At 70.5% G+C, this 12378-nt stretch carries 8 protein-coding genes; 3 read left to right on the top strand and 5 right to left on the bottom strand.

Annotation, left to right across the window (positions count from 1 at the left end; genetic code table 11):
• Position 1 precedes the first annotated feature (1 nt).
• On the bottom strand, positions 2-1405 hold the full coding sequence (locus A2790_RS19960) for an aldehyde dehydrogenase family protein (RefSeq protein ID WP_293395474.1): 1404 nt from the start codon (positions 1403-1405) through the stop codon (positions 2-4).
• Between the two features lie 147 nt (positions 1406-1552).
• Between A2790_RS19960 and A2790_RS19955 the strand changes: the two genes are divergently transcribed.
• Positions 1553-3163 carry a PIG-L family deacetylase gene (locus tag A2790_RS19955; protein ID WP_293395471.1) on the top strand — a complete coding sequence of 537 codons (1611 nt, stop codon included), beginning with the start codon at positions 1553-1555 and terminating at the stop codon, positions 3161-3163.
• Positions 3160-4236, top strand: coding sequence for a hypothetical protein (locus A2790_RS19950; RefSeq protein ID WP_293395468.1), 1077 nt, complete (start codon positions 3160-3162; stop codon positions 4234-4236). The genes A2790_RS19955 and A2790_RS19950 overlap by 4 nt, the downstream gene beginning before the upstream one ends.
• A 1-nt stretch (position 4237) precedes the next feature.
• Here A2790_RS19950 and A2790_RS19945 read toward each other — a convergent pair whose 3' ends face one another.
• The 4 genes from A2790_RS19945 to A2790_RS19930 all read right to left on the bottom strand — a co-directional run bounded on the left by A2790_RS19945 (position 4238) and on the right by A2790_RS19930 (position 10715).
• Entirely contained in the window at positions 4238-5731 is a 1494-nt protein-coding gene (locus tag A2790_RS19945) for an FAD-dependent oxidoreductase (RefSeq protein ID WP_293395465.1), read from the bottom strand.
• Between the two features lie 48 nt (positions 5732-5779).
• Entirely contained in the window at positions 5780-6526 is a 747-nt protein-coding gene (locus tag A2790_RS19940; protein ID WP_293395462.1) for a DsbA family protein, read from the bottom strand.
• Positions 6527-6549: 23 nt separating this feature from the next.
• Positions 6550-7941: a M48 family metalloprotease gene (locus A2790_RS19935; RefSeq protein ID WP_293395458.1), complete on the bottom strand. Its 1392-nt coding sequence runs from the start codon at positions 7939-7941 to the stop codon at positions 6550-6552.
• Between the two features lie 107 nt (positions 7942-8048).
• A complete protein-coding gene (locus A2790_RS19930; protein ID WP_293395455.1) occupies positions 8049-10715 on the bottom strand; it encodes a ribonuclease E/G in 2667 nt (888 codons plus the stop codon).
• 433 nt (positions 10716-11148) lie between these two features.
• Here A2790_RS19930 and A2790_RS19925 point away from each other — a divergent pair, with 433 nt between their 5' ends.
• The gene (locus A2790_RS19925) at positions 11149-12360 is read left to right on the top strand and encodes an N-acetylmuramoyl-L-alanine amidase (protein WP_293395452.1); all 1212 of its coding nucleotides are present in this window, start codon (positions 11149-11151) and stop codon (positions 12358-12360) included.
• The last annotated feature ends 18 nt before the right edge of the window (positions 12361-12378 follow it).

Below are 12378 nucleotides of genomic sequence, written 5' to 3'. Positions count from 1 at the left end.
CCTACCGCGCCATGTTGAGCACCTGGACCTGGGTGAACTCCTTCAGGCCTTCCTCGCCCAGCTCCGAGCCGATGCCGGAGAACTTGGAGCCGCCGAAGGGCAGGTGGGGCTGCAGGTCCGCGTGCTTGTTCACCCAGACCGAGCCTGACTCCATGCTTTCGGCCAGGGCCCAGGCCTTGTCCGAGTCCTTGGCCCAGATCGAGCCGCCCAGGCCGTAGATCGAGGCGTTGGCGCGGGCCACGGCGTCCTTGGGGTCGGAATATTTGATCACCGGCATGACCGGCCCGAACTGCTCCTCGTCCACCAGTTGCGAGCCCTCGGCGATGTCGCGCACGACCGTGGGCTGGATGAAGTAGCCCTTGTCGCCCTTGCGCTCCCCGCCGGCGATGACCTTGCCGTCCTTCTTCGCGCTGTCGATGAAGCCCATCACCTTGTCGAACTGGGCCTTGTTCTGCAGCGGGCCCATCTGGGTGCCTTGCTCGAGGCCGTCGCCGACGACCATGTTCTTCGCCAGGGTGGCGAACTCGTCGCACATGGCGTCGTAGATGCTCTCGTGGACGTAGATCCGCTTGGCCGCGATGCACACCTGGCCGGCGTTCTGCATGGCCGCGCCGAACACCTTGGGCGCAGTCGCCGCCACATCCACGTCGTCCAGCACGATCAGGGCGTCGTTGCCGCCCAGCTCCAGCGAGATGCGCTTCAGCGCGTCGGCGGCGCTGGCCATGACTTTCTTGCCCGTCTCGGTGGAGCCGGTGAAGCTGATCTTGCGCACGTCGGGGTGCTTGGTCAGCTCGCCGCCCAGATCGTTGGCGTCGGCGATGATGTTGACCACGCCGGGGGGCACGATGTCCTTGATGATCTGGCCCAGCTTCAGCGCCGTCAGCGGCGTGGTGGGGGCCGGCTTCACGATCACCGTATTGCCCGCCAGGAGGGCCGCGGGGACCTTGAAGGCCATCAGGATCATCGGGAAGTTCCAGGGCACGATGCAGCCGACCACGCCCAGCGGCTTGCGCCGAATCTCGATGCGCGAGGTGGCGTCGTCCGTCACCACCTTGGCCGGGAGGTCGAGGCTGGCGAAATAGCGGAAGAAGGCGGAGGCGCCGAAGATCTCGCCCGTGGCGTCCTGCAGCGGCTTGCCCTGTTCCTGAGTCAGCAGGCGGGCCAGCTCGCCCAGATTGGCCTGGATGGCGTCGGCGATGGCCACGAGGACCTCGCGGCGCTCGTCCATCGACGTGGCGCTCCAGGCCGGGAACGCCGCCTTGGCCGCTGCGACCGCCTGGTCGAGCTGGGCCTTGGACGCCCGCGCGCAGGTCGCCACGGTCTCCTCGGTCGCGGGGTTGATCACGTCCAGCGTCGCGTCGCCCTCCACCAGGGCGCCGTTGATGAGCAGCTTGTATTCGGACATGCGGTCCTCCCGGAAAATTCGTTGCGGCGCAGGCAACGCCCGTGACGCAGGGGCGGTCAAGTCGTCGCGTGCCCGCACCCGCTCGTCGAGATAAGGGTTGTCCCGTCGCGGGGACACCGGAAGAGCATCGGGTCGATGGAGCATTTGTTGACGCCCTACGGCGCGGTGCTGGAGATCCCCGCCGCGTCGGTGCTGGTGATCGCGCCGCATCCCGACGACGAGGTGCTGGGCTGCGGTGGCGCCATCATCCGGCACGTCCAGTCGAGGACGCCGGTTCGCGTCGTCGTGGTGACCGACGGGGCGCTGGGGGCGGAGGCCGGAGAGGCCGGTCAGCGCAAGGACGAGAGCCGGCGGGCCGCGACCATCCTGGGGTATGGCGAGCCCGAGTTCTGGGACCTGCCGGACCAGGGCCTGGCCTATGGCGAGCCGCTGGTGGAACGCATCGCCGCCGCGATCGGCGGCGCCGACCTCGTCTATGCGCCGTCTCCACTTGAGATGCACCCGGACCACCGGGCGCTGGCCATGGCGACGGCCGAGGCGGTGCGGCGGCGCGGCCGTGGCGTGCGCATCGCCTTCTACGAGGTGGGCGTGCCGCTGCGCCCCAACACCCTGCTGGACATTTCGGGGGTGCAGGCGCGCAAGCAGGCCGCCGCCCGCTGCTTCGGCTCGCAGCTGGTCCGCCAGCCGTACGACGAGCACATGGCGGCCCTCAACCGCTTCCGCACCTATACGCTGCCGCCGACGGTGACCGCCGCCGAGGCCTATGCCGTCGTCGACGCCGCCGAGCTGGCCGCCGACCCTCTTCGCCTCTACCAGCCCGAGCATGCGCGCCAGCGGGACCTTGGCCTGGCCGTCGATCCCCGCGACCTTCCGCCGGTGAGCGTGATCATCCGCAGCATGGGCCGGCCGGAACTGCAGGAGGCGCTGGATTCGGTCGCGCTGCAGACCTATCCGAACCTCGAGGTCGTCCTGGTGGATGCTCTCGGCGGCGGGGGTGTGCCGACGGACCGGTGTGGCCGCCATCCGCTGCGGCAGGTCGGGCAAGGCGCGCGCCTCGGCCGCAGCCGCGCCGCCAACCTGGGGCTCGACGCCAGTTCGGGCGCGTTCGTCATCTTCCTGGACGACGACGACCTGATCTTCCCCGACCATGTGGCGCGGCTGGTGGCGGCGGTGAGACGCCGTCCCGGCGTACGGGCCGCCTATGCGGGCGTTCGCGTCGAGCGCGAGGGCGTGGCGGTGGACAGCTACGATGCGGCGTTCGATCCGGCGATGCTGATGGCCTGGAACCACCTGCCGATCCACGCCGTGCTGTTCCACCGCAGCCTGCTGGCGGACGGTTGCCGCTTCGACGAAAGCCTGGACGTCTACGAGGACTGGGATTTCTGGCTGCAGGTCTGCCGCCACACGCCCCTGGAACGGGTGGCCGGCGTCAGCGCCGTCTATCGCGCGGGCCTCGGGTGCTCGGGTCTCGGCGACAGCGGGGCGGACCGTCACCTGGCCGTTCGCGAGCGCCTCCGGGCCAAGTGGCTGCCACGGCTGGGCCACGCGGGCTTCGAGGCGCTGGTCTCCGAGTTCCGGACGCGGAGCGCGGCGGCCGAGCGTGAAATCGCCCGGCGGGAGTTCGACATGCGGACCCTCGGAGAGCACACGGCGGCCCTGGAGCAGGCGCTGGCGGCGGTGCGCAACTCCACCTCCTGGCGCCTCACCGCGCCGCTTCGCGTCCTGGCGCGGATGCTGGGCCGCCGAAGCCCGGCATGAGGGTTCACCTCTTCACCAGCGCGGCGGCGAATTACCAGCAGAAGGTTCGCGCCCTGTTCGCATCCGTGCGCCGCGTGCGGCCGGACTGGCGCCTGCACCTGGTCCTCGCCGACTCTCCGGGCGCGGCGGGGCTGGAGGCGACCGGCGCGGACGAGGTCCATCACCTGGCCGACCTCGGCGTGCCCGCCTGGCGGTCCTGGGCGTTCTGCCATTCGCTGGTCGAGCTCGCCACGGCGGTGAAGGGCTTCGCCCTCGCGCGGCTGCTCGCCCGCCCGGACTGCGACGCGGCGATCTATCTGGATCCCGACATCCTGGTCTTTTCCGACCTGGCCGACGTGGTCGATGCGCTGCAGGGCGCCGACATCCTGCTGACGCCGCACCAGGCGCAGCCCGAGGCCACGGCGGCCGGCATCATCGCGCGGGAGGTCTGCACCGCCCAGCACGGCATCTACAACCTGGGCTTCCTGGCCGTGGCCGCCCGCGGACAGGGGCCGGCCTTTGCCGCCTGGTGGCGTGAGCGCCTCTACCGCTTCTGCCGCGAGGACGTCCCCAGCGGCCTCTACACCGACCAGCGCTGGATGGACTTCGTCCCGGCCTATTTCGACCGGGTGCGAGTGCTGCGGGGTGCGCATCTGAACGTGGCGCCCTGGAACCTGGGTCCGAGGCGGCTGGCCGGTTGGGTGGGGGCGCCGACCGTCGACGGCGAGCCGCTCGGGTTCTTTCACTTCAGCGGGGCAGATCAGGGCGCGTTCGATCCGTTCCGGGACGAACCCGTCGTGGCGGACATGGTGGACGCCTATCGTCGCGAGACCGCCGGCATCGGCCCGGCCTGGGGCTTTGGCGCCTTTGCCGACGGCGAGACGATCCTTGCGGAGCAGCGGTTCGTGTTCCGGCTGCGTCGGGACCTGCAGGCGGCGTTTCCCGACCCCTTCGCCAGCGGACCGGCGAGCTTCCAGGCCTGGTGGCGCGACCAGGCCCCGGTGGAGTTTCCGGCCCTGTTCGACCCCGCCGGCCGGGCGACGGAGATCGCACGCCTGCGTTCGGCGCTCACCACCGGCTACCCGGACCTTTAGCTCAAGCGGCTTGCGCGCGGGCCCGCTGCTCGTCGGCAGTGGGCGAGACGCCGACGGCTTCCAGCATCTGCGTGCGTCCCGGCGCGCCGAGTACCGGGTAGAGGTCCGCGTTCCTGGCCTTGCCGCGCGCCCAGACGCGGACGATTTTGGCCAGGTTCTTCGGGCGCTTCAGCCAGGCCTCGGGGTGTTCCAGCATGTGGAAGCCCTTCAGGAAGGCCCGCAGCAGCTCCACGTCCTCGCGGATCGCCACCGCCACGCCGTCCTCCAGGAAGCTCTTCATCAGCCTGGAGCGAAGGTTCGGCCGCGTGGGCGGCAGCAGGGCGGCGCGGGCGCGGCGGATTGCCGAGCGGTCGGCCTTGCGCATCACGTCGTAATAGGGCCGCAGCTCCCGCTCCAGCCCGGCGCGGTAGTGCAGCAGCCGCCGGCCTGGATCGGCGTCAGCGGCCAGAGCGTCCAGCAGCAGGTGCGCGCTCACCGCGGCGAAGGAACAGCCTCGGCCATAGAGCGGGTTGGTGCGGACCACGCAGTCGCCCACGGGGAAGAAGCCCAGCACAGCCGGCTGGCCCCCCGGCGCCATCTCCCGCCAGCGGCTCTCCAGCTGCCCCATGCCGAAGACGCGGCTGGTGGCCTCGGTGCGGTCCGGCTCGATCCAGGGCGCGACCCCGGCCAGCTGGCGGCAGATCGCATCGAAGACCTCGGGGTCGACGATCGCCTTGCGCATCTCCTCCTCGATCTCGGGGGCGCAGAGAGTGATCGAGAAGCAGCCGTTGTCGCCCGGGAAGACGCCGAACTTCAGGAACCCCAGGTCGCCGGTGGTGGAGCCGGCGCCGCGCGGCGGCTCCTCCTGGCCCGGCCGCAGGCGGTAGTGGCGGGTGAAGTAGATGACGCCGCACGGCTCGGAGGTCTCTGGAACGGTCACGCCCGCCGCGGCGAGCCATTCGTAGGCCTGCGACGTCCGCCCCTGGGCGTCGACGACGATGTCGGCGGCGAGCTCGCTGCCGTCCTCCAGCACGACCCCCGTCACGGCGGGCGGCGCGCCCTGAAGGACCTTCAGGCCCTTCACGAAGGTCTGCGGCCGCATGACGACGCCCGGGAGGTTCTCGGCGTAGCGCCGCATCACCAGCTCCAGCGTGGTGCGGCGGCTGGTCAGGATGGCGAGGTCGCGGTCGATGGGGGCGGGGACGTACGCGCGCTTGTGCGCCGCGGTCAGGGAGCCCTCGAAGCCCAGCTCGCGCACGCCGGCGGCCTGTAGCGCATCGAGCAGGGCAGGATGGCGATCGCGGACCAGGGTGCGCAGGCGCGCGAGGAACGCGTGGCTGTGGCGCAGGTGACCCACGCCGCGTCGCTGCCAGTCCTGGAACGCCGTGTCCGGGTCGCCGGCGGGCGGCGGCGGATCGCGATCCAGAACCGTGACCTCCCGGCCCGGACCTGCCAGGGCCATGGCGGTCCAGAGGCCCGCCATCCCTGCGCCCATCACCACCACCCGCTCGACCATGCCGTTCCCCGTCAAAGCTGAGGCGGCCAGTCTAGCAGAGGCGGTTCTTTACGTCGGGGAGCCCGAGGGTCGTTTCATCTCGCCGGTCTTCACCTTGGCGAGCGCGGCGCGGACTGCATTGATGTCCGCTCCCGGGATCACATAGTCGCCGACGATGAACGCCGGGGTGCCCTGCAGGCCCAGCGCGCCGGCCAGCATGCGGACGTCCTGGATCTGCTGGGTGATGGCCGGGTCGGCGGCGGCCTTGCGGACGGCGGCGGGGTCGAGGCCAGCCTCGGCCAGGTGGCGGTCGAGGGCGGCGTCGTCCAGGCCCTTGTCGGCCATCCAGGCGTTGTGGAGCTGGACGCCCTTCGACTTGGCCTGGGCGGTCAAGGCCAGGCGCGCGGCCGTGTCCGAGACCTCGCCGAAGATCGGGAATTCCTTGAAGACGAAGCGGACGTCCGGGTTCTCGCGGATCAGCTTCATCACCTCGGGCGCCACGACCTTGCAGTAGCCGCAGCGGTAGTCGAAGAACTCGACCACCGTGAACTCGCCGTTCGGGTTGACCACGAAGTCGCGCGGGTCGCGCTCGAGCTGCTTTCGGTACTTCTCGACCGTGCTGGCCTGGGCCTTGGCCTGCTCCAGCATCTGCTTCTGGCGCAGCTTCACCACGGCTTCCTCGATCACCTCGGGGTGTTCGAGGAGATAGGCCCGCACCTTGGCGCCGAACGCGGGGTCGGCCTCGGCGGGCTTGTTGCAGGCCTGGAGGGCGAGGGCGGCCGCGAGCACGGCGGCGATAGGCAGAAGCGTCTTCATGGGATCCCGATAGGTGAGGCGGCTCAGCGCGTGGCGCCGACGACCGAGCCCTCGCGGGCCAGGTCGCGCAGGTCTTCGCGGGTGGGTTCGGCCACCAGGACGATGTCGGTGGCCCGCCGCCATTCCGGCGTGCCGCGGGTCAGCATTTCGCGGGCGCGCATGGCGAACACACGGGCCTGGCGCTTGTCGCCGATGTTGAAGTTGTATTCGGCGGTGGCGAGGCGGGCGAGGCCGTCCTCGTTCAGCTTGTCATACGCCTCGGCCAGGATGCGCCAGGCGACGGCGTTGTCCTCTTCCTGGGTCAGGGCCTTCTTCAGCTCGGTGACGCCCTCGGCGACCTTCTTCTTGTCGTCCAGGGCGATCAGGGTCTGGCCCAGGTTGACCCGCAGCAGCGGCGCCTCGGGCTTGAGCTCGACCGACTTGCGCTGCGGCATCTCGGCCTCCTCGGTGCGGCCGAACTCGAACAGGATCTGGCCCTTCAGCTCCCAGAGGTAGGGGTTGTCCGGCTGCTCGGCGAGGAGCTGGTCGATCAGCTTCAGGGCCCGGTCGGGCTCCTTCAACTGGTAATAGGCGATGGCCCGGGCGTAGCGCGACGGATAGTCGGTGGCCTTCTCGTCGTACTTGGTGATCGCCACCTGCGGGTTGAGGAAGCCGTCCAGCTTGGCCTTCATGACCGCGTGCTCGGCCATGGCCTCCGGGCTGTCCTTCCTGGCGAAGTGCGGTTGGGTCTCGACTTTGCGGCGCAGGCTCTCGATCCGGTCGGACGAGATCGGGTGGCTGCGGAAATAGGCGTAGCGCCGGGCCTCGTCGAAGACCTCCTGATAGCGGAAGTTGTCGAAGAACTCAGCCAGGCCGCGGCCGGAGAGGCCCGCCTTGTCCAGCAGCTGGGCGCCGGCCTGGTCGGCGCGGCTCTCCTGCTCGCGGCTGTAGCCCAGGGCGCCGATGGTGCCGAAATAGCTGGCGCTGCCCGCCAGGCCGGCCGCCGCCTCGGGCGCCCCGGCGAGCGCGGCGAGCACCCCCAGCCCCATGGTCAGCAGGAACGGCCGCATGCCGGCGGACTGCATGTCGCCCGAGCGGGCGCTGTGGCCGGCGGCCAGGTGGCCGACTTCGTGGGCGATGACGCCCTGCAGCTCGTTGGGATCGTCCGATTCGAGGATCAGGCCGGTGTTGAAGCCCATGATCCGCGGCCCGGCGAAGGCGTTCAGCTCCTTCGAGCCGACGATCACGATCTCGACATTCTTGGGATCGACGCCCGCCGCCTTCAGGATCGGCTCGGCGTCGCGGGCGAGGATCTCCTCGATCTCGGTGTCGCGGATCAGCGACTGGGCCGAGGCCGGCGCCGCCACCATGGCCAAGGCCGCCAGGGACGCGGCCGTCAGCGCTAGGCGCGAAACCGACCGGAAAGGGGAGATCATGCTCGACACTCTATCGTAGTCCGACACCCCCAGCCGGTCGGATGCTAGCGCGGGTCCCGCCAAACCGGAACCGGTTTGGAAGGACCCGCGGCCAACATGGTTACGCCCTAGCCGCGGCGCCACCAGCCGCGACGCGGCTTGGGCGCGGGACCGGAGATCTCGGCCGGGTCGGGCTCACGCGGCGCGGCCGCGGCGACCGGTTCGGGGGCCGCTTCCGGTTCGGGCTCCGGCTCGGGGACCGTGACGGCCTCCAGCACCGGCTCCGGCGGAGCCACGGCTTCGGCGGCCTCGGCGGCGGGGGCCGCCTTCCGGCTGCGCGAGCGCTTCGGCTTGGCCGGCGGCGGCTCTTCGGCGACGGTCACGACCGCGACGGGCTCGGGTTCCGGCTCCGGCGGGGCGGGCAGGGCTTCGGCCTCGGCCTCGGCGGCGACCGGCGCGGCCTCGACCGCCTCGGATTCGCCCCGACCACGGCCGCGGCCCCGGGCCCGGCGGGCGCGTTTCGGCTTTTCTTCCACCTCGGGCAGTTCGACCCAGATGTCCTCGTCGCTACCCGAGTCGCGGGCGATCGGCGCGGGCGACGGAGCCTCGGTCTGGACCTGGGGCGCTGGCTGGGCGGCTTCCGGCGCGGCCGGCGCGATCTTCAGGTCTTCCGCCGGGTCGTACCAGACGAACGGATCGTCGCCGTAGGGCACCCACGGGCGCACCCACGAGAACGCGTCCTGCGGACGGACATCGTCGCGCATCCGGCGACCGCCACGGCGGCCCCGGCGGCGGCGGCGGCCCTCGCGCTCTTCCTCCGTCTCGGCGCGGGCCGGACGGGGCTCGCGCTCGGCGCGCGGCTCGCCACGCTCGGCGCGGGGCTCCTCGCCCCGGCGGCCACGGCGACGCCGGCGGCCACGGCCTCGGCGGCCTTCGCCGTCCTCCTCGCGCTCGCCATCCTCACGGCGGTTGCGGGCGTGGGCCGCGTCGTCGTCGGTGTCCTCGCGCTCGAGGGCGTCCTCGTCCTCCTCGGGCAGTTCCTCTTCGTCCTCGTCCTCGAACGCCTCGTCGTCGAACTCGTCCTCGTCGACGGGCGCCGGTTCATAGGGCTGGACGGACGCGGGCAGGGCGCTGGCGTGGTCGGGACGGATCTCCATGGAGGTCCGCTCGATCACGTGATCGGCGTGCGCCATGTCGTCCTCGATGACCACGGTCACGAAGAGGCCGAACGCGTGGTTCAGCCGCGCCAGGTGCGCACGCTTTTCGTTCAGGATGTAGAGGCCAACCGCGCGGGGCACGCGCAGGCACGCCTCGCCGCCGCCCTTGAGGGCCTCGATCTCCAGGGCGCGCAAGGCGGCCAGGGCCGAGGATTCCACCGAGCGAACCCGGCCGGTGCCCTGGCAGTGCTCGCAGACGTGCGTCGTGCCTTCCAGCACGCCGGTGCGGCGGCGCTGCCGGCTGATCTCCATGAGGCCGAACGGGCTGATCTTGCCCATCTGGACCCGGGCGCGGTCGTCCTTCAGCGCGTCCTTGAGCTTCTTCTCGACCGCCCGGTTGTTCTTCGACTCATCCATGTCGATGAAGTCGATGACGATCAGGCCGGCCAGGTCCCGCAGGCGCAGCTGGCGGCAGGCTTCCTCGGCCGCCTCCAGGTTGGTCTTCAGCGCCGTGGCCTCGATGTTCCGCTCACGCGTCGAGCGGCCGGAGTTCACGTCGACCGCGACCAGGGCCTCGGTCTGGTTGATCACCAGGTAGCCGCCGCTGCGCAGGGGCACGACCGGCGAATAGATCTGGCTGAGGTGGTCCTCGACCCGGTGCTTCACGAACAGCGGGGTCGGCTCGCGGTAGGCCATGACCTTCTTGGCCTGGCTCGGCATCAGCATCCGCATGAAGTCGCGGGCTTCCTTGTAGCCGGCCTCGCCCTCGACCCAGACCTCGTCGATGTCCTTGTCGTACAGGTCGCGGATGGTGCGCTTCACGAGGTCTTCTTCCTCGTAGATCAGCGCCGGCGCGATCGAGTGCAGCGTCTTCTCGCGGATGTTCTCCCACAGGCGCAGCAGATAGTCGTAGTCGCGCTTGATCTCGGCCTTGGTGCGCTTGGCGCCCGCGGTGCGGACGATCAGGCCCATGCCCTGCGGCACTTCCAGGCTGGAAACGACGCTCTTCAGGCGCTTGCGGTCGGTGGCCGTGGTGATCTTGCGGGAGATGCCGCCGCCGCGGGCGGTGTTCGGCATCAGCACGCCATAGCGGCCCGCCAGCGACAGGTAGGTGGTGAGGGCCGCGCCCTTGTTGCCGCGCTCTTCCTTGACGACCTGGACCAGCATGATCTGCCGGCGGCGGATCACTTCCTGGATCTTGTAGCGGCGCATGAGCCGGCGGCGGCGGCGCGCCAGCTCCTCTTCCATCACGTCGTCGTCGTCGTCCGAGACACCGACGTCGGCGTCCTCGTCCTCGTCGCCGTTCTCGGCGCCGCGGCGGCCGCGGGGCTCCGGACGGTCGTCCTCGTGGTCCTCGGCCTCCTCGCGCAGCAGGGCTTCGCGGTCGGCGAGGGGGATCTGGTAGTAGTCCGGGTGGATTTCGTTGAAGGCCAGAAAGCCATGGCGGTTGCCGCCATACTCGACGAAGGCCGCCTGCAGAGACGGCTCAACGCGCGTCACCTTGGCGAGATAGATGTTCCCTCGAAGCTGCTTTCGGTTCTGGCTCTCGAAATCGAACTCTTCAACGCGGTTCCCGTCGACGACCACCACACGCGTCTCTTCCGCGTGGGCTGCGTCGATCAACATAGTCTTGGACATTAGTTTCTCCGCGGCGCGCGGGGGCTACGTGGCCCGGGCGCTGCCGGCAAATGGGACGAGCGCGCGCGTAGGCCGCGAACGCGCCGGAAACGGCGGTTCGGGAGGCCTTGGGGCCAGATGTGGCTCGAGCTGCGCAGCTCATCGGGTGTGTTCCTAGGCGCGTCCCGAAGGATGCGGATCGGAGGATGCGTCGCCACCGAGTACTCGGTCGAAGCCGACGCCGGCTTGGTTTTGTCGCGTGGCGTTCGGGCCCGAAACGGGCGCTCCGACGTCGCGCGGCGGGACATTGCAACACCAGCCATCAAAAGGAAAGCGCGTGCTCACGCTATCGTTGATGGCGGCAAGACCTCGTTAACCCTTTGTCTACGAGGTCGGGGGCTATATGGGTGATCGGTTCGCGTTGCGCGAATCTCCGTGTTTTCGGGGCTTTAGCATGTTGGGGCGGCTCAAGGGCGCGGTGATGAACGGGCGGGGGCGCATGATCGCCGCCTCCTGCGCCGTGGCCGTCGGCCTCGCAGCCTTTGCCGTCGGGCACGCCGCCACCGAGACGGCGGGGCTGATCAAGGTGCGCATGGGCGGTGATTCCGCCGAGACCCGCCTGGTGATCGAGCTGGACGGCGCCACCAGCGCCAAGATCATTTCGGACGGCTCCGCCGACCGCCGGGTCGTGGTCATGCTGCCCAACGTCATCGCCGGCCAGACCCAGCAGGGGGCCGGGCGTGGCGTGGTCCGCGCCTGGGTGGTGGACCAGGTCCAGGGCGGGGCCCGGCTCCAGCTCGAACTGGCCGGCGACGCCCGGCTGAAGCGGCGCTTCCTGCTGCCCCCCGCCGACGGGGTGGCCAACTATCGCTATGTGATCGACGTGGCGGCGGCCGCGCCCGGCGCCGTGGTCACCTCGACGAAGACGGTCACGCCGCCCGCCCAGATCCGCACCCAGTTCCTGCCGGTGAAGAAGCCGGCCCTGCCGCTCAAGAAGGTGGTGGTGATCGACGCCGGGCACGGCGGCCGCGACGTCGGGGCCCAGGGCGCCAATGGCGTCGAGAAGGACGTGAACCTCGCCGCCGCGCTCACCCTGGCCGAACAGCTGAACCGCACCGGCCGCTACAAGGTGGTGATGACCCGCACCTCCGACGTCTATGTCCCCCTGGAGGACCGCGTCCGGGTGGCCCAGCGCGCGGGCGCCGACCTCTTCATCTCCCTGCATTCCGACTCGGCGCCCGAAACCAACCTGAAGGGCGCCAGCGTCTACACCCTGTCGGACAAGGCCTCTTCCCGCGCGACCAAGTTCGTCAGCCGGGACGACTGGTTCATGAAGGCCAGCCTGTCCGGCGACCAGGGCGTTCGCGACATCCTGTTCGACCTCACCCAGCGGGCCACGCGCAACCGCTCGGCGGTGTTCGCCCAGACGCTGGTGGCCAACATCGAGGGCAAGGCGCCCATGCTGCGCCGCAGCCACCGGGACGCCGGCTTCATGGTGCTGCTGGCCCCCGACGTGCCGGCGGTGCTGCTGGAGATGGGCTTCGTCAACAATCCCGAGGACGAGGCCCGGCTTCGCGACCCGGCCGCCCGGGCCCGCCTCATGCGGGCAGTCACCAACGCCATCGACGCCCACTTCGGCGAACAGGTGAAGCTCGCGTCGCGCTGACGCAGGCGCATCGTCCGG

This window comes from Phenylobacterium sp. RIFCSPHIGHO2_01_FULL_69_31 (assembly GCF_001824475.1).
In the GTDB taxonomy this organism is placed as follows: domain Bacteria; phylum Pseudomonadota; class Alphaproteobacteria; order Caulobacterales; family Caulobacteraceae; genus Phenylobacterium.
Note: the sequence above shows the minus strand (reverse complement) of the source record. Positions and strands in the feature narration are given on the sequence as shown.